The 16,736-nt window shown below is 72.0% G+C and carries 16 protein-coding genes; 9 read left to right on the forward strand and 7 right to left on the reverse strand.

Annotated features, from left to right (window positions below):
- Positions 1 to 6 precede the first annotated feature (6 nt).
- Positions 7 to 759, reverse strand: a complete 753-nt coding sequence (locus ACFYVJ_RS08395) for a hypothetical protein (RefSeq protein WP_388887775.1) — start codon at positions 757 to 759, stop codon at positions 7 to 9.
- 226 nt (positions 760 to 985) lie between these two features.
- On the opposite strand from ACFYVJ_RS08395, the gene ACFYVJ_RS08400 reads away from it, so the two are divergent.
- The 4 genes from ACFYVJ_RS08400 (at position 986) to ACFYVJ_RS08415 (ending at position 6,323) form a co-directional block, all read left to right on the forward strand.
- Positions 986 to 3,541, forward strand: a complete 2,556-nt coding sequence (locus tag ACFYVJ_RS08400) for an SdrD B-like domain-containing protein (protein ID WP_388887776.1) — start codon at positions 986 to 988, stop codon at positions 3,539 to 3,541.
- Between the two features lie 491 nt (positions 3,542 to 4,032).
- Entirely contained in the window at positions 4,033 to 4,932 is a 900-nt protein-coding gene (locus tag ACFYVJ_RS08405) for an aromatic prenyltransferase (protein WP_388887778.1), read from the forward strand.
- Positions 4,933 to 4,975: 43 nt separating this feature from the next.
- Entirely contained in the window at positions 4,976 to 5,395 is a 420-nt protein-coding gene (locus tag ACFYVJ_RS08410; RefSeq protein WP_388887779.1) for a hypothetical protein, read from the forward strand.
- Between the two features lie 25 nt (positions 5,396 to 5,420).
- Complete coding sequence (locus ACFYVJ_RS08415) at positions 5,421 to 6,323, forward strand: aromatic prenyltransferase (RefSeq protein WP_388887781.1); 903 nt, start codon at positions 5,421 to 5,423, stop codon at positions 6,321 to 6,323.
- 91 nt (positions 6,324 to 6,414) lie between these two features.
- Here ACFYVJ_RS08415 and ACFYVJ_RS08420 read toward each other — a convergent pair whose 3' ends face one another.
- Positions 6,415 to 6,801: an ester cyclase gene (locus ACFYVJ_RS08420; RefSeq protein ID WP_388887783.1), complete on the reverse strand. Its 387-nt coding sequence runs from the start codon at positions 6,799 to 6,801 to the stop codon at positions 6,415 to 6,417.
- Positions 6,802 to 6,897: 96 nt separating this feature from the next.
- On the opposite strand from ACFYVJ_RS08420, the gene ACFYVJ_RS08425 reads away from it, so the two are divergent.
- On the forward strand, positions 6,898 to 7,518 hold the full coding sequence (locus tag ACFYVJ_RS08425) for a TetR/AcrR family transcriptional regulator (protein WP_388887785.1): 621 nt from the start codon (positions 6,898 to 6,900) through the stop codon (positions 7,516 to 7,518).
- A 51-nt stretch (positions 7,519 to 7,569) separates the two neighbouring features.
- Here ACFYVJ_RS08425 and ACFYVJ_RS08430 read toward each other — a convergent pair whose 3' ends face one another.
- Positions 7,570 to 7,755 carry a hypothetical protein gene (locus ACFYVJ_RS08430; protein ID WP_388887786.1) on the reverse strand — a complete coding sequence of 62 codons (186 nt, stop codon included), beginning with the start codon at positions 7,753 to 7,755 and terminating at the stop codon, positions 7,570 to 7,572.
- On the reverse strand, positions 7,752 to 8,234 hold the full coding sequence (locus ACFYVJ_RS08435; RefSeq protein WP_388887788.1) for a hypothetical protein: 483 nt from the start codon (positions 8,232 to 8,234) through the stop codon (positions 7,752 to 7,754). The genes ACFYVJ_RS08430 and ACFYVJ_RS08435 overlap by 4 nt, the downstream gene beginning before the upstream one ends.
- Positions 8,235 to 8,911: 677 nt before the next feature.
- Here ACFYVJ_RS08435 and ACFYVJ_RS08440 point away from each other — a divergent pair.
- Positions 8,912 to 9,811 (forward strand): aromatic prenyltransferase, encoded by a 900-nt coding sequence (locus tag ACFYVJ_RS08440; RefSeq protein ID WP_388887790.1) that lies wholly within the window; start codon positions 8,912 to 8,914, stop codon positions 9,809 to 9,811.
- A gap of 171 nt (positions 9,812 to 9,982) precedes the next feature.
- On the opposite strand, the gene ACFYVJ_RS08445 is transcribed toward ACFYVJ_RS08440, so the two are convergent.
- Both ACFYVJ_RS08445 and ACFYVJ_RS08450 read right to left on the reverse strand, forming a co-directional pair.
- On the reverse strand, positions 9,983 to 11,482 hold the full coding sequence (locus tag ACFYVJ_RS08445; protein WP_388887792.1) for a prenyltransferase/squalene oxidase repeat-containing protein: 1,500 nt from the start codon (positions 11,480 to 11,482) through the stop codon (positions 9,983 to 9,985).
- Positions 11,483 to 11,896: 414 nt separating this feature from the next.
- On the reverse strand, positions 11,897 to 12,502 hold the full coding sequence (locus tag ACFYVJ_RS08450; protein WP_388887794.1) for a TetR/AcrR family transcriptional regulator: 606 nt from the start codon (positions 12,500 to 12,502) through the stop codon (positions 11,897 to 11,899).
- A 293-nt stretch (positions 12,503 to 12,795) separates the two neighbouring features.
- Between ACFYVJ_RS08450 and ACFYVJ_RS08455 the strand changes: the two genes are divergently transcribed.
- The 3 genes from ACFYVJ_RS08455 to ACFYVJ_RS08465 all read left to right on the forward strand — a co-directional run bounded on the left by ACFYVJ_RS08455 (position 12,796) and on the right by ACFYVJ_RS08465 (position 16,022).
- The gene (locus tag ACFYVJ_RS08455) at positions 12,796 to 13,785 is read left to right on the forward strand and encodes a helix-turn-helix domain-containing protein (RefSeq protein WP_388887796.1); all 990 of its coding nucleotides are present in this window, start codon (positions 12,796 to 12,798) and stop codon (positions 13,783 to 13,785) included.
- Positions 13,786 to 13,957: 172 nt separating this feature from the next.
- A complete protein-coding gene (locus ACFYVJ_RS08460) occupies positions 13,958 to 14,971 on the forward strand; it encodes an SDR family NAD(P)-dependent oxidoreductase (RefSeq protein WP_388887798.1) in 1,014 nt (337 codons plus the stop codon).
- 40 nt (positions 14,972 to 15,011) lie between these two features.
- Positions 15,012 to 16,022, forward strand: coding sequence for an aldo/keto reductase (locus ACFYVJ_RS08465; protein ID WP_388887800.1), 1,011 nt, complete (start codon positions 15,012 to 15,014; stop codon positions 16,020 to 16,022).
- Between the two features lie 171 nt (positions 16,023 to 16,193).
- Here ACFYVJ_RS08465 and ACFYVJ_RS08470 read toward each other — a convergent pair whose 3' ends face one another.
- A complete protein-coding gene (locus ACFYVJ_RS08470) occupies positions 16,194 to 16,682 on the reverse strand; it encodes a hypothetical protein (RefSeq protein ID WP_388887911.1) in 489 nt (162 codons plus the stop codon).
- Between the last annotated feature and the right edge of the window lie 54 nt (positions 16,683 to 16,736).

Here is a 16,736-nt window from a genome sequence, read left to right on the forward strand (position 1 = left end):
CGGCGGCTACGGCGCCGGCGTCAAACCGGGTGCCGGCTTGACGGGGACGTACGTACGGTCGTCGAAGTCGAAGACCACCGGCCGCGACTCGGAGGCGATGCCGACCTGGACCCGGTACATCGTGCCGTCCGCGCCGATCCAGTAGCGCACCGTCGGCGACGTACCGGCCCGGTCAGACGCATCCGCCTTGCCGGACGAGCCGGCCTCGGTGCCGGCGTCCGGCCCCTTCATGATGTCCGTCCGATGGCCGTGCACCTCGTCGCGCCCGACCCATGCCGCGCCGTTCTGCGGCAGCAGCGCGGCGTTCTCCGGCCGGTCGCTGCCGAGGCCGAGGGCGATGCCCAGCGAGGTGTCCAGGGCCATGCCGGTGGTCTGGAGCGGACGACTGTGCCAGCCGGACGCGGGCGGCGACTCCGGTGCGACCGCCGGTGGGTCCGTCATGGGGTGGACGAGAACGGTGGTGGCCGTCCACTGGATCAGCCCGTCGCTGGACGTGTCGCGCCCGGTGCCGCGCACCACCCCGTAACCGGTGTGGGTGCGGTAGTCGACCGACGCGGTGATCACCAGCCCGCCGGTGGCGTTCGGCACCGTGATCGTCACCGCCCGCCCTCCGGCCTGGTAGTTGAGGAACCGGGTGACCGCCAGCCGGTTCGCCTCGTCCGAGGTCAACGCCCGTGGGGCGGTGGGGGAATCGCCGTCGCCGAGGAGGACGAAGGCGGTGGCGGCGGCAGCCGTGACGCCGAGGGCGGCGGCCGCCACCCAGCGCAACCTCGGCCACCGGCGGCGCCGGCCCGCCTCGCGTCCTATGGGGCCCCGCCCGGTGTCGCTGCTCCGCGTTCTGATGCTCCGCACGCGGCGCGACAGTAACAGGTTCCACGGAGTCACAGGCAAACTCTGCGTTCTCGTGACATGACCCTTGGTAACCCATAAACTCAGCCTGCAATATGCCGATTTGGCGTCGGAATCGAACAAATAAAGGAATGCCATGCCATTACGTGGAGTGGTGCGCTTAGGGCTGTCCGCCCTCTTACTGGTGGGCGGCGGCACAGGCACCCTCTTGACCGGTGCCGGGCAGGCCAGCGCTTCGGCCTCCGACGGCAGCCTCACCGTCCAGGTGCTGCGGGACTTCTTCGGCACCGGCGTGATCAACTCGACCATGGACGTGCCGCAGCGGGGAATGAAGGTCGAGGTCACCGACCGCGACGGCCGACAAGTCACCGGCGTCACGGACGCCACCGGAAAGGTCGTCGTGCCGCCGTCGAACGAGCTGACCGGCGGCCGTTACCGCGTCGACGTCACCGTCCCGGCGCCCTACAGCGACTACCTGCGGGCGGCGCCCGCCTCGACCGCGCCGAACCACTTCGACAGCTTCACCTCGTTCGTGGACGTCTCGAACGGCAAGGACGACTCGGTGGTCACCGGGGTCTGGGACCCGGCCGACTACGCACTGCCCGACTCCCGCTACTTCGTGCCGATCCAGAGCGGCGCCGGCGGGACGGACACCCGGGCACTGGTGGCCTTCGGGACGGACGCCCGCGGCAACTGTCCCGACCAGCAGGCATGTCCGGAGGTGCTCAACACGCAGGACCAGGTGGGCACGACCTACGGGCTGGCCTACGACAAGCACCGCGACCAGCTCTTCCAGTCGTCGTTCGCCCGGCGGTACACCGAGTACGGGCCGGACGGCGGCGACGCGATCTACATCCAGCCGGCCGACGGCGGGGGCGCCCCGGAGCTGTTCGCGAAGGTGCCGGGCGCCACGGAGACGCCGCACGACACCGGCAACCTGATCAAGGACGCCGGTTTCACCGACGCACCGGGCAAGGAGAGCATCGGCAGCCTCCACCTGTCGGACGACGGCTCGACCCTGTACGCGGTGAACCTGCTCACCCGCAGCCTCGTCAGCTTCGACGCGACCAAGCCCACGGCCTCGGCGCCCAAGGCGACCGTGCCGATCCCCGACCCGGGCTGCGCCTCGGCGGACGACTGGCGCCCGTTCAGCGTGACCACCCACAACGGCACCCTGTACGTCGGGGGCGTGTGCAGCGCGGAGAGCACCCAGGACCGCGCGGACCTGAAGGCCGTCGTCGCCACCTATGACGACGGGGAGTTCACCACCGTGCTGTCCCAGCCGCTGGACTTCGAGCGCGGGAGCGTGCTCACCAGCAACTCCGGCCGCGACCAGGTCAACCACTGGAACCCGTGGAACACCTCCCTGGAGGACTGGGACACCTTCAACGTGAACGGCGCGATGATCGATCCGCAGCCGGAGCTGGTCAGTCTGGCCTTCACCCGCGAGGGCTCGCTGATCCTGGGCTTCCGCGACCGGTTCATGGACGTCGTGAGCTGGGGCGGGCTGGACCCGAGGCCGGGCGTCGACAACCCGCAGAACGGCATGTCCGGCGGCGACATCAACATGGCCTGCGCCACGCCCACCGGCGGGTTCGAGTGGGAGGGCACCGGCAACTGCCCCGACCACGCCACGGATCCCACCCTCGACGGGGTCCAGCCCAGCGGCGTCGTCGAGTACTTCCCGGGTGACTTCTTCCCGAACGGCGGCTCCGCGACCCAGCCGGGTCCGCACCAGGAGTCCTCGCTGGGATCGGTCGCGTACATCCCGCAGCAGCAGTGGGCCGTCAGCACCCAGATGGACCCGACCGGCCAGGTCATCACCAGCGGAACCGGCTACTACGACGTCGCCACCGGCCTCGGCCCCGGCAACGATCCGGCGGCCAACGCCTACCAGTTCGTCGGTCCGAACCAGAACGGGTTCGGCAAGGCCGGCGGCCTCGGCGACATCGCGTACGCCGCGGCGAACGCGCCGATCCAGATCGGCAACGTGGTGTGGTTCGACGGCGATCACAACGGCGTCCAGGACGCCGGGCACGTGCTGCTGCCGGACGCGACGATCAACCTGCTGGACGCGGACGGCGAGAAGGTCGCCACGACCACGACCGACGCCGCCGGTGAGTACTACTTCGGCGGTGCCGGAGCGGAGTACGAGCTGACTCCGGGCGCCAAGTACACCGTGCAGTTCGACGTGTGCACGGCGGACACCGGCGAGGTGCCGGGCCGGCCGGCCGCGGACGACCTGCGGTTCACCCTGCCGCGGGCCGGTGACGACCGGGTACACGACTCCAACGTGACCCCGCCGGCCAGCGGCCGGCTGTGCAGCGGGGACGCCCCGGTCACCGCGCCGACCAGGCCGGGAGGGGTCGATCACACCATCGACGCCGGCGTGTACGTTCCGGAGGAGGCACCGCCGACACCCACCCCGCCGACACCCACACCCCCGGGAACCGAGCCCCCGGGGACCGAGCCGCCGGCAACCGAGCCACCGGCGAGCGACCCACCCTCACCGGCGCCCCCGACGGGCCCGGCACCCAACACCCCGGCACCGGCGGGCGACAGGAAACCGGGTTCACTCGCAGACACCGGCGCGTCCGGCCTGGGAGAGATCCTCGCCGTCGCCGCCCTGCTGGCAGGTGCGGGTGCGGCAGCCGTCCTGGTCAGCCGTCATAGGCGCGCCAGGCACCGCTGAGGCCCGAACCACCCGACGGGCCGGTGCGATCGCACCGGCCCGTCGGCATGGGCGCCCCCGTTCAGGCGGGGCTTCCGCCGCGGAGTTTCGCGCGGGTACCGGGGTTCCGGAAGGACAATGGGGCAGTGCGGCGTTGCGGGTTCTGCAATCGCCGCGGGGTTACCGAAGGGTGTTGTTCCGGTTCGTTGGGCGTACCGCCTCGCGGTGCAGGGGGGTTGACAGGCGGGGCTGAAGAATCTACAAATAAGATTGCGCCGCTGAGGTTCGGGCTCTGATTCCCGATTTCCCGGCGCTTCTGCATGTCGGCTTCCCCCTCCCCGTGACCGGCGTCGCGGGTGCCGTCTTCGGGATGCAACTCTCCGTGAGGCCGTCTTCCGGCCCTCTCTCCCCCCACACATTTCACAGCCACGTTTCTACGCCGCCGTCCGGGACGTAACCCGGTGGCGGCTTAGCCATGCCCGCACACGAATGAATCACACAGGGAGGAAATGTTGGCGGACAAGACCGAAAAGGAAGAAGTGTATGCGGCGCTGGAGGAATCCGCCCGGCTCGTGGGTGCCGTCTGCGTTCGCGACAAGGTGTGGCCGGTGCTCGACGCCTTCGGGGCGGTGCTGGGTGAGGACCTGGTCGTCCTCGGGGTGCAGAGCGGTGCGCGTCACGCGGCCGAGCTGGACTTCAGTTTCAGGGTGCCGGGTGAGATCGGGAATCCGCACCCGTACGCGCTGGCGAAGGGGTTCATCGGTGAGACCGGCCATCCCGTCGGCGCCCTGCTCTCCGACGTCAGCGCCCGTGTCCCGGTCCAGGAGTACTACATAGACGCCGGGGTCGCCGGCGGGTTCAAGAAGCTCTACGCGCACTTCCCGCAGGCATTGCAGCCGCTCGCGGCGCTCACTGACATCCCGTCCATGCCGGACGCGGTCGCCGAGAACGCGGGGCTCTTCACGCGTTACGGGCTCGACAAGGTGGCGATGGTCGGGGTCAACTACCGCGCGAACACGATGAATCTGTACTTCCAGTTCGCCCCGGACAACCGGCCGGAGCCCCGCGCCATCGCCTCGATGCTGCGCGAGATGGGAATGCCGGAGGCCGACGAAGCGGTGCTCCGGTACGTCAGCGCGGCGATGCGGGCGAACATCACGCTCGGCTGGGACTCCGCGCATATCTTCCGGGTCGCGCTCGCCCCGCCGCCGAGTGCGGGATTCGAGCCCGCGGAAATCCCGGCCCCCATGGAGCCGCACATGGAACGGTTCGTGCGGCAGGCGCCGTTCGCGTACGAGGGCGAGCGGGTGAATCTGATCGCCGTCAAGTGGGTGCCGGAAGAGCAGTTCGTCGAGGCGAATTCCTACTACCAGCTCTCGCCCATGCTCAGGAAACTCACCCGGGGCGGCTGACATCGCGGATGCAGGACGCCGCACCCGAGACTTGGAGGTCACCATGTCAGAAGCCGCTCAGGCGGGAAGTGCCGCCCCCGGGAACCTCGCCGCGCGGGCCGACGCGCTCTTCCGGGAGGCGGTCTCCGGGCCCCGTGCGCAGCTCGGCGAGAACCTGCTGCGCATGTCCCTGACGGCCTGGGAGAACCCGGAGCTGCGGCCGCGGCTCCTGGCGCGGGTCCAGGACGCGACCAGCAGCGCGGAAGGCGCGGAGTATCTGCGCGAGCACTTCTCCGCCCTGCTCGTCACCCGGCTGGGAGAGGTCGTCGACGTACCGCGGCTGCGGCTGAACGCGCTGGTGGTGCAGGTCGTCGGGCTGATCATGCTGCGCTACGTGCTGAAGATGGAGCCGATCGCCTCGGCGTCGGTGGACGAGCTCGTCGAGACATTCGCGCCCACGCTCCAGGGCTACCTGAGTGAGTAACCGCGACTTCAACGACAGGAGAATCATGTCCAGTTCGGCAGAGAACCTGTACGCCGCCATCGAGAAGACCGCGGGGCTCGTGGACGTGCCCTGCGCGCGCGACAAGGTCTGGCCCATCCTCGGCGCGTTCGAGGAACTGCTCCCGCAGGCCGCGATCCTCTTCCGGGTGGCGACCGACGCGCGCCACGCCGGGGAGATGAACTGCCACATGATGATGCTCCCGAGCACCATCGACCCGCACGCGCTCGCGCAGGCCAACGGCCTCCTGCCGCGTACGGACCACCCCGTCGACTCGCTCCTCCGCGACATCGAGGGCCGGTTCCCCATCGGCAGCTACGGCATCGACTTCGGCCTCGTCGGCGGCTTCCAGAAGGCGTGGTCGTGCTTCCCCGGCGAGCAGATGCAGAGCCTGCCGAAGCTCGCCGCCCTCCCCTCCATGCCGCCCAGCGTGGCCGGGAACATGGACTTCTTCGACCGCTACGGGCTGGCCGAGAAGATCACCCTGATCGGCATGGACTACGGGCACCGCACGATGAACGTGTACTTCGGCGAGGTGGACGACTGCCTCACGCCGGCGGCCGTCCGGTCCATGCTGAGCGACCTCGGCATGCCGGAGCCGAGCGAGCACCTGCTGCGGTTCGCCCAGCAGGCGTTCGGCTTCTACGCCACCCTGAGCTGGGACTCGCCGGACATCGAGCGCTTCTGCTACTCGGCGATCACCCCCGACCCGCTGGCGATCCTGGACCGGGTGGAGCCGAAGATCGAGCACTTCCTGCGGGAGATCCCGTACGGCGCCGACAACCCCAAGGCCGTCTACGTCGCCACCTCGCCGGGCGACGGCGAGTACTGCAAGGTCCAGTCGTACTACCAGTGGCGCCCGCGCCTGGTGAACCACATGCACACCACGGCACCTCCCGCCACGGGCTAGCGAACCAGCCGGGCGGACCCCGTCCGCCCGGCTCCTTCGCCTCACGGTCCGTGCCGCCTGCTGCCGCCCCGCGGCGCGCCCCGGCGAGCCGCTACGCCGCCGCCATGGCCGCCTGCATGGCCAGGCCGTCGACGTACGAGTGCTTCTCCAGCACCGCGCCGTCGCGGACCAGGACGAAGTCCGCCAGGTCGATGGCGACCGGGTTGCCGGTGGCGGAGGTGCCCGTCATCTGCATGCGGGCGGTCCAGAAGTCGTCCCCCACGCGCAGGGCCAGGAGGTCGAAGGCGAGGTCCGGGACGAGGGCGAAGGAGTCGGCCGCGGCGGCGCGGATGGCTTCGCGGCCACGGGCCGGTGGCTGCCCCGCGTGCAGGTGGAAGACCGAGTCGGGAGTGTGGAGTTCGGCGATGCGGGCGGGGTCGCGGGCTTCCCAGCAGGCGTGGTAGCGCTCGAACAGGTCGCGGGTGGCGTTCGTGTCCATGGTCGGCCTCCGTCGCACAAACAAACAGGCTGATTGTTTTGAAGCCTGGCAGCGCGGCGGCCGCCCGTCAAGGCGTCCTTATAGGCTGGCGCCGATATGGCCGGTGATCGTCGTACCCAGGCAGAGCGCTCCGTCGCGACACGGCAGGCGCTGATCACCGCCGGGCGCGAGCTCTTCGGGCGGCTCGGCTACGGCGGCGTGAGCACCGTGGCCATCGCCGACGCCGCGGGGGTGAGTCGCGGGGCGATGTACCACCAGTTCGCCGACAAGCGGGATCTCTTCGAGGCGGTCTTCGAGGACGTCGAGCGCGCCCTGGTCGGGGAGATCGACGCGGCCGTGGCCGCTTCGGGATCGGCCGATCCGGTCGACAACCTGATCGTCGGGTGCCTCGCCTGGCTCGACGCCTCGGCGGATCCGGCGGTGCAGCGCATCATCCTGCTCGACGCGCCCGCGGTGCTGGGGTGGGCCCGCTGGCGGGAGGTCGAACTGCGGCACACCATCGGGCTGCTGGAGTCGACGCTCTCCGTCGCCGTCGCCGCGGGCCGGATCCGTACGGAGGCCGTACGGCCGCTGGCGCTCGTCCTCGTGGGGGCGCTGGACGAGGCGGCTCAGTACCTCGCCCACGGCGGGGACGCGCCGCGCGACGACGCCGCCGTCAAGTCGATCATCCGGCAGCTCATCTCCGGGCTGGCGCCCGATCGCGGGCCCGCACCGTGATCCCGCCGCCCGCCGGTCCCTCCGGCAGTCCCGCGGGACGTCGAGCCCGGCTCAGGGCCGGCGCCGCGCGGAGAGCGCGGTGAGTTCCTCGATGTCGAAGTGCGAGCGGCGGTTCGGCGCGCCGTAGCGGGTCAACTTCCCCCGGCTCACCCATTTCCGGATCGTCGCCTCCGACACCCCCATGGCCAACGCGGCCACCTTGGTCGGAACGAGCCTGTGGTGCGGTGGTCTGCTCACGCCTCGCTGCCCTTTCGCTGCCGCTCCACGAGCTGCCCGAGCAGGAGCCACTCGTGCGGCGCCCAGGCGTGCCCCGCCGAACAGGCGATGCTCCGCACGGGCACCGGCTCGCCGGCTCCGAGCGACGCGGTGATGGTCCCGCCGCAGCCGTCCTGTACGCACTCCTCCACGAGGGTGAAGTGCCCGGCCGGTTCGGGATCGATGGTCTGCCGCAGCTCCTTGACCAGGGCCTCGACCTCGTCGGCGAAGTGCGCGGCCGCGGGCTGGGTGCCGATCCAGTCCAACTGCCCGGCGAGGAACACCGCCAGGTGCGGCACGCTCCGCTTGGGCGCGGCGGCCCGCCGCTTCTCCACGACCATCCCCGACCACGACTCCAGCAGGGAGGAGATGCGCTGCCGCGTGTCCAGCAGCGCGATGTCGGGATAGTCGAGGCGGCGGCTCGTGGAGACCTTCGTCGGATTGCGCCAGCGGGTCGGCACCGTCGGCGACGCCTGGTACAGGCACTCCCGGTGCAGCCCTGCCAGCTCCCGCAGATGACGCCCGACCTGCCTGATGCAGGGGTCGCACAGGAGAGCGGGGGCAGCAGCACCGCTTCTCCGCGCATGACCTCGCGTACAGGGATGAAACGGCATCGAAGCCCCTCCGTCTGACCCATCGCCTCGAAAACCGCCGCCCCCGAGGGACCCGTGCCGACTGCGGCAGTCGGCCGGTTCGCACACCCGCCCGGCCCCCGTAGTCCCGGTTGCCGGCTCCCAGACTGACCTGCCGGACTTGAGGGTGACTTGCCGGTGGCTTGCCGTCGGCACGTGCGCGGGCCGGTCGGGGCCGGGCCGCGCCGGTACGGTCCGGGCCGCCGCCCGCTTCGCTGGCGCGGAGGTCAGGGCCGTGTCACACTTTGGGCACGTCACCCCTGCCCGGATGAGGAATATGCGGAGGGGGATATTCCCCCCGAGAATCACGGCGGTGCGGCGAACCGTGAAACGGAAGAGCCGGCGCCGGCGGGGGACTTACCCGTACGGCCACGCGCCGCAGGACGCACGGTCCTGCTCCCGGCCACGGCCGGGGCCGGCGCGGTCGGCCGTCTGTGTTCGCTATCCGATGTCCTGCTGGAACAGCAGCGGGCAGGTCCTTTTCACATCGCCCTGTGGGGGGAGCAATGATCGCAAATCCTGGGATTGAGCGTTTGTGTGCGGCTGCGGAAGAAGCGGCCGCACTGGTGGGCGTGGACTGCCCGCCCGAGAAGATGTCCGCGTTGCTGACGGCGTTCCCGAACGTCGCCACCGACTCCACCATCGTGTTCAACGCGGTGAACAAGGGGGGCCGTATCCGGGACGTCTCCTTCGACTTCACCGTGCCGCTGGCCGAGGGCAATCCCTATGAACGTGCCGTGGAGCACGGCCTCGCCGAGGAGACGGACCATCCGGTCCGCGGCATGTTCGCGGACCTGCTGACCGCGCTCCCGGTCGACTGCTACGGCGTCGACTACGGCGTCAACGGCGGCTTCAACAAGAGCTACGCCGTCTTCCCGATGGGCCGGCTCCAGGAACTGGGCCCGCTCGCCGCCGTCCCCGCCATGTCCACCGCACTCGCCAAGTGGATGGACGTACTCGTCGAGTACGGCCTGGACGGCAAGGTGTCGACCGTGGCGATCGACCACGCGAACCGGACGTGGAACGTGTACTTCAACGGGCTGTCCCCGGCGCACTTCGAGCGCGCCACCGTCCAGGCGATGCTGCGGGACTTCGGGCTGCCGGAGCCGAGCGGTCAGCTTCTGGACTTCGCCGGGACCTCGTCCGCCCTGTACCCGACCTTCGGGTGGGACGACGCGGAGATCGAGCGGGTCAGCTTCTCGACCCGTACGACCGACCCGGGGGCGCTTCCCGCGCACGTCGAACCGAAGCTCGGCGTGCTCGCCGCCAAGGCGCCGTACACCTACGAGGGGGATCGCAAGCTCGTCTTCGCCGGCGCGCTGACGGCCGGCGGGGAGTACTTCAAGCTCGCGACGTACTACCAGATGGCCACGGCCGCGCACGACCGGGTACGCCGCGGGAGCTGACCTGCGGGCGTCGGGCGGGGAACCGGACCGACGACCGGGGTCGTGCCGGGGCGCGGCGTCGAGGGCCTCATCGCCGGTGCGGCCCTCGATCGCCGCCGGCAGCACTCCGTTCACCGGGCCGAACCGCCTGGTGGCTGGCGGCCCCGGCCCGTGCCGGAGTGCGGGTGCCGGTCAGGCGGCGTTGTGCGCGATGAGGCGGTTGAGTGCGGTCAGGGCCTGGACGTCGGCCAGGACGGGGAAGTCGAAGGGCAGCGGACGCGGGCCCGCCTGGTCGGCTATCGAGCTGAAGCCGCCGTCGTCGTGCTGCTGGTCGGTCAGGTAGGCCAGCGGCTTGGCGAGATCGGTCCCGGGCGCGTGCCGGGCGAGGGTGGCCAGGGCCTGGGCGGTGGACAGCACGTCGCTGTCCTTGCCCGGTGCGTGCCCCCAGCCGCCGTCGCTGCCGCGGCTCTCGTCCAGGAACGCCACGGCCCTGGCGGTGGCTTCGGCGGCGCGCCGGTGCAGTGCCGTCTCCGCGGCCGGTACGCACGCCAGGGCGTCCAGGATGCGCAGGATGGCGCTGGACCTGCTCAGCGTCCAGCTCGGTTCGAAGCTGCCGTCCTGCTGCTGGGCGTCGACGAGGACGCCGACCGCGGGGGCGAGCATGTCACCGTAGCGGTCCCAGGGCATGGCGATCACCGCGCCGGCCGTCATGTCCAGGTCCGAGGTGTGGCCCCGCAGATACGTGGGGAAGCCGCCGGCCTCGTTGGTACGCGAGCAGAGGTACTCCTCCCCCGCCGCGATGCCGTGGCGGTACCGCCGCGCGTCGAGCATCCGCAGGAGTTCCACGCACCGGGCGGTGTCGTCGACATCCGTCTGCGTGGTCGCCTCGTTGTAACCCCAGCCGCCGTCGAAGTGCTGTCGCGAGGCGAGGTACTGCCCCATCCGCGCCGCCAGCCGCTCGTGCCCCGGCGCCGACGCCAGCGCCGTCCCGGCGAGCGACGTCACGAAGACCTCCTGCCCGTCGATGAACGGCACCCCGCCGTCCGGGCCGCGCAGCCGCGCCAGCGCCTCGATCCCCTCCCGCATCAGCTCGGATCCGGGCCGGAAGGTGTGGAGGGCGTGCAGCGCCACCAGGTGGCACAGCGCGTTCCCCTCCCACACCCGCCGCGCCGGGAAGGCCGCCAGCCGCCGTACGAGCAACTCCTGGTACTCCGCCGCCTCCTGCCCGGACTCGCCCGCGTCCGCGCCCGCACCGGCGTTGTCGTGGACGTACAGGATCGTGGCGGCGTACAGCGTCAGCTCCGTCCACACCGCCTGCGGCCGTGGAGCGATCTCCCGCGGATCGGGACGCTCACCGTCCGGCAGCAGTCCGCACAGCACCAGAATCGTGTCCAGCAGCAGCCGCTTCCGCATCCCGGACCCGTGCCGGGCCCCGCTCAGGCCCGCGAGCAGTTCGTCCGCCTCGCACGCCCGGCCGGAGAGCGCGTCCACGACCACCCGCTCCAGCGTGCCCTTCGGCTGGGCCCGTTGCAGGTACTCCTGCAGCTCCTTCTGCACCCGCGGCAGCGCACGCTCCTTGCGCAGCAGCAGCAACAGCAGCGCGGACTCGATGATCCTGCCGGCGCACCGGTCCCTCAGCGCACCCTCGCCGTCCACCTGAACCGCCAGATGCCGCGCGACTCGGCGCCGCACCTCCCGCACCCCGGGCCGCTGCCCTCCGGTGCCCCCTGTCACGGGCTGCGAAGCGGCGTCCGCCGCGGAACCAACCAGTCGATCAGTCATCAAGGACTTCCTTTCTGAATGGCAAAAGACCCGGCCCGCCGAAACAGCGGACCGGGTAGCCGGGTTATCTGGTGCGAAGGGGAAGGGCAGGCAGTCTCAGGCATTCCTGAGGAGGGCCTGAAAGCCGAAAGCCTTGCGAAATCGTGGAGCCGCGGCGAAGAGCGCCGGCAGGGTGCGGCGATGGCCGTCACCCCGAAGAGGGGGGAATCTCGCCCTCCGCAAAACCGATTTCGGACAGGGGAGACTTGCCGGAAGTGTGACACGGCGTGATCTCCGCGTCAACGGCCCCGCCGGCGGCTCGATCTCAGCCCTTCGGCCCCGCCCTCATGCCCCGTGTTCCGTGCTGTGCCGCGCCGTTCGCACCGGCGGGAGGATCGCCGCCGCCGTCTCGCGCGCGTACCGCGCGGGCTCGGTGCTGCGGGAGATGGCGGCGAAGGTGAGGGAGCCGGCGTAGAGGATCAGGAAGCGGTTCGTGACCGCGTCCGGGTCGGATATCCCGGTGGCGGCGATCAGGCCGCGGAGGTACGCGCTGACGGCGAGCTGGTGGTCGCGGACCGCGGCGGCGGCGCGGGCGCTGTCCGCGCCGATCTCGTTGAAGGCGTTGGTGAACGGGCAGCCGCGGAAGTCCGGCCGGCCGAACCACCACTCCAGCCAGTCGAAGACCGCCAGCACCCGCTCCCGCGGCAGTCCCGTGGCTTCCTTGGCGACGAAGTCCGCCAGCTCCGCGCGCACCCAGCGGTCGCGCCGCCGCAGGTACGCCTCGACCAGCTCGTCCTTGGAGGCGAAGCAGCGGTAGAGCCGCTTGAGGGAGACGCCGGCGGTGTCGCGGATCCGGTCCATGCCGACGGCGCGGATGCCGTGGGCGTAGAAGAGCCGGTCGGCGGCTTCCAGCACGCGCTCCCGGTCGACCTCGTTGCCCCCGTCGTCCATGTCCGCTGCTCCGTTCCGCCCGTGCCCGCCGTCGCGTCCCGCTGCGCCGCCCACAACGTACCGGCTGTGTTCCGATCACGTCGCGGCCGCGTCCGGCCGCTTGAGAACGACCGTTCTCGAGATTACCCTCTGGGCGGAGAACGGTCGTTCCCCGGCCGCTCCACACCGTCGGTGCCGGCGGGCCCGGAACAGGGGACCGGGTCCGCCACGCACCGCCGGCCAGGCCCGGAGCAGCAGGGTCCGGGGGACGGGGGTACGTGCCCGGAGACGGGACACGACACGGGGGAGGGCAGTTGCTGCGCGTACATTTCACCGGCGCCGACCTGGCGCGCACCCGGATCGCCGAAGGACCCGACCCGCTGTGGGAGACCGTCCTGAGCGTGCACCAGCTCACCGAGCAGCGCCCTGACCCGGCGCTGCGCGCCTGGCGTACGCGGGAGTGCCGCCACGGCAGAGCCGCCTTGCGCATGCTGCGGCCGGTGATGCCGCCCCGCGGCTACTTTCCCGACTTCCTCACCCCGGCCGCCTCGCTCGGCGGCCTGGAGTCCGGCATCGACGCCGTGCTGTCGACGCCCCGGCAGCGGCTGCGCGCCGAGCTGGCCCGGCTGGTGGAACGGGCCACGCCGCCCGCGTGGATGCGGCCGCTGGCGGAGGGGGAGCCGGACAGCCTGCGGCGGCTCGGACGGGCGCTGCGCGCGTACCACGCGTCGGTGCTGCGGCCCGCGTGGCCGTGGATCGGCAGGCGTACGGAGCATGACCGGCTGTGGCGGGCCCAGACGCAGAGCGTCGCGGGCACGGACGCGATGCTGCGCACCTTCGGCTCGCTGCTGCGCTGGCGCCCGCCGGTGCTGACGGTGGACTACCCGGTCGACCGCGACCTGCATCTCGACGGGCGCGGGCTCGTGCTGGTGCCGTCGTACTTCTGCCGCCGGCTGCCCGTCGCGCTGGCGGACGGGGCGCTGCCGCCGATCCTCGTCTACCCGGCCCGGCCGCCAGGGGTCCGGGGTACGGGCGGCGCGGAGCGGGCCGCCGGGGCCGAGGGCCTCGCGCAGCTCCTCGGGCACACCCGGGCCGCCGTGCTGCAGAGCCTCGGCGGCCTGTGCACCACCTCGGAGCTGGCCCGCCGGGCGGGGGTGTCGGCCTCCTCGGCGAGCGAGCACGCGGCGGTGCTGCGCCGCGCCGGGCTGATCACCAGCACGCGCTTCCGCAACCGGGTGCACCACTCCCTCACGCCCCTCGGCACGGCCCTGCTCGCCGGGGACACCGTGCCGGTCACGGCGTGAGCGGCACCCGTACGCCGTCATGGGGGACACGTCCGAAAGGTCTGCGGCCCGCACCGGCCGGCTCGCAGGTCGGGCCTCTGGAGAAGGAGTGGAGCGGGCGCCCGTGGCCTTCCGGCGACCCGCCCGTGTCGGGTTTGCGATAGAGCGCCCTCGAAGTCATAGCGTCCGCGGCATGACCCACACGACCACTCCGCAGCAGCGCACCGGCTCCGGCTTCGGCGCCCGGAGCACCACCGCCGACGTCCTGCACGGCGTCGACCTGAGCGGCAAGCTCGCCGTCGTCACCGGCGGCTACGTCGGTCTGGGGCTGGAGACGACCCGCGCGTTCGTACGGGCCGGCGCCCGCGTCGTCGTACCGGCCAGGCGGCGCGACGCCGCCGAGCAGGCGCTGGCCGGCCTGGCGGCCGAGGGCCCCGGCGGCGCCGAGGTCGACGAGATGGACCTCGCCGACCTGGACAGCGTCCGCGGCTTCGCCGACCGCTTCCTCGCCTCCGGCCGCTCCCTCGACCTGCTGGTCGACAACGCCGGCGTCATGGCCAGCCCCGAGACCCGCGTGGGACCGGCGGGCTGGGAGGGGCAGTTCGCCGTCAACCACCTCGGCCACTTCGCCCTCGCCAACCACCTCCGCCCCGCCCTCGTCCACGACGGCGGCGCCCGCGTCGTCGCCCTCTCCTCCCGCGGCCACCACCTCTCCGGCATCCGCTGGGACGATCCGCAGTTCCGCGCGGAGCCGTACGACAAGTGGCTGGCGTACGGCCAGTCGAAGACCGCGAACGCGCTCTTCGCCGTCCACCTCGACGCCCTCGGCCGGGACGCGGGCGTACGGGCGTTCAGCCTGCACCCCGGGATGATCTTCACCGAACTCGGCCGCCACGTCCCCCGCGAGGAGCAGATCGCGCAGGGCTGGATGGACGAGGAAGGCAATCTGAGCGGCGCCTTCAAGACCGTCGAGCAGGGCGCGGCCACCCAGGTCTGGGCGGCGACCTCGCCGCGCCTGGCCGGGCTGGGCGGCGTGTACTGCGAGGACTGCGACGTCGCCGAGCCCGCGGGCCCGGGCGGCGAGCAGGAACTGCGCCCGGGCGTACGGGACTACGCCACCGACCCGGACCAGGCCGCCCGGCTGTGGGCGCTGTCGGCGGAGCTGACGGGCGTCGACGCCTTCGGGACGGCGGCCGGCCGGGCCTGATCCGGACCCGACGGGCCTTTCGCTGCCTAGAGTTGCGTGCATGGAGATGCGACGGCTGGGGGCGGACGGCCCGCGGGTGGCCCCGATCGGGCTCGGCTGCAGTGCGATGTCCGGTGCGTACGGGCCCGCGGACGAGAAGGAGTCGGTGGCGACGATCCACGCCGCGATCGACGCCGGGGTGACGCTGCTCGACACCGCGGACTTCTACGGCATGGGCCACAACGAGTGGCTGATCCGGCAGGCGCTGCGCGCCGGGGACCGGGAGAAGGTGGTCCTGAGCGTGAAGTTCGGCCAGTTGACCGGCCTGGACGGCACGTTCGGGATCAGCGACGGGCGGCCGGCGGCGGTGAAGACCTTCCTCGCGTACTCGCTGCAGCGGCTCGGCACCGACCACGTCGACATCTACCGCCCGGCCCGGCTCGACCCCGCGGTGCCGGTCGAGGAGACGGTCGGCGCCATCGCCGAGGCGGTGCGCGGCGGGTACGTGCGCGGCATCGGTCTCTCCGAGGTGGGCCCGGAGACGATCCGGCGGGCGCACGCCGTCCACCCGATCGCGGACGTGCAGATCGAGTACTCGCTCTTCAGCCGCGGCGCCGAGGACGGCGTCCTGGAGACGTGCCGGGAGCTGGGCATCGGCGTCACGGCGTACGGGGTGCTGTCCCGCGGCCTGCTCTCCGGCAGCTACCGGCCGGTGGCCGACGCGACCGGCGCCCGCTCCCATCTGCCGCGCTTCCAGGACGCCAACGTGGCCGCGAACCTGGCGCTGGTGGAGAACCTGCGGAAGATCGCGGAGCCGCGCGGCATCACCGTCGCGCAGCTCGCGATCGCCTGGGTGCTGGCGCAGGGGCGGGCGGGGACGCGGCCGGAGGGCGACGTCGTCGCGCTGGTCGGGGCGCGGCGGCCGCGGCGGGTCACGGACGCGGTGGCGGCGGCCGGACTGACGCTGACGGACGAGGAGTTGGCGGCGGTCGGGCGCGCCGTGCCGCGTGCGGCGGTGGCCGGCGAGCGGTACGGCGCGGCGGCGATGGCGCATCTGGACAGCGAGCGGTAGGACTCCCGGCCGGTACGCGGACGGGCCCGCGGCGCGGACGCGGGCCCGCCGGCGTGTGGCCGGCCGGGGGTCCGATCGACCGGCGTGCGGCCGGCCGGTGTACGGTCTGCCGGTGTACGGTCTGCCGGCCCTCGGCGCAGTTCCGTCAGCAGCCTCGTCGGCGCAGCGCTGTCAGCAGCGCTTCTCGGACGCGCCCTGGTTGGGCAGCGCCGCCCCCTCCACGCGCAGCGTGCCGACCGCGGCCGTGCACTCGTTCGCGGTGGCCGTGCCCTGCGTCCAGAACTCCTGCTGCTTGGTGTCGTTGCGGGTGAGCTTGCCGACCACGGCGTCCCGGTCGTAGCTGAACACGCCGAGGGTCACGTCGTACGGCTTCGCCCCGGTGTGGAAGCTGTCCCACACCCACAGGTAGCCGTAGTTCTCCTTGCACGAAGGCGAATAGAACTGCTTCACCGAGGCGAGGGTCGCGCCGCTCCGCTTGATGTAGCCGGTCGCCCCGACCTGGTAGGCGTCTTCGCAGACGCCCGCGGCCTGCGCCCGCTTGCTCTCGGGGTTGCCCTTGGCGGTCGGCGCGGTGGCCGCGGCCCGGTCGCTCTTGCCCGAGGGCGCCGGCGCGGGCCCGCTGCCCGCGTAGGCGGCGCCGGCGGGGGTGAGGACCAGCACGGTGGCCGCGGCCGCCAGAGCGAACTTCCTGACTCGGGTGGAACGCATAGCTGT

This window comes from Streptomyces sp. NPDC004134, from assembly GCF_042874195.1.
GTDB lineage: Bacteria > Actinomycetota > Actinomycetes > Streptomycetales > Streptomycetaceae > Streptomyces.

Coding starts and splice junctions, on each gene's coding strand:
- ACFYVJ_RS08400 (WP_388887776.1), top strand. CDS start 986: ATGCCATTACGTGGAGTGGTGCGCTTAGGGCTGTCCGCCCTCTTACTG.
- ACFYVJ_RS08410 (WP_388887779.1), top strand. CDS start 4,976: ATGTCAGAAGCCGCTCAGGCGGGAAGTGCCGCCCCCGGGAACCTCGCC.
- ACFYVJ_RS08415 (WP_388887781.1), top strand. CDS start 5,421: ATGTCCAGTTCGGCAGAGAACCTGTACGCCGCCATCGAGAAGACCGCG.
- ACFYVJ_RS08420 (WP_388887783.1), bottom strand. CDS start 6,801: ATGGACACGAACGCCACCCGCGACCTGTTCGAGCGCTACCACGCCTGC.
- ACFYVJ_RS08425 (WP_388887785.1), top strand. CDS start 6,898: ATGGCCGGTGATCGTCGTACCCAGGCAGAGCGCTCCGTCGCGACACGG.
- ACFYVJ_RS08440 (WP_388887790.1), top strand. CDS start 8,912: ATGATCGCAAATCCTGGGATTGAGCGTTTGTGTGCGGCTGCGGAAGAA.
- ACFYVJ_RS08450 (WP_388887794.1), bottom strand. CDS start 12,502: ATGGACGACGGGGGCAACGAGGTCGACCGGGAGCGCGTGCTGGAAGCC.
- ACFYVJ_RS08460 (WP_388887798.1), top strand. CDS start 13,958: ATGACCCACACGACCACTCCGCAGCAGCGCACCGGCTCCGGCTTCGGC.
- ACFYVJ_RS08465 (WP_388887800.1), top strand. CDS start 15,012: ATGGAGATGCGACGGCTGGGGGCGGACGGCCCGCGGGTGGCCCCGATC.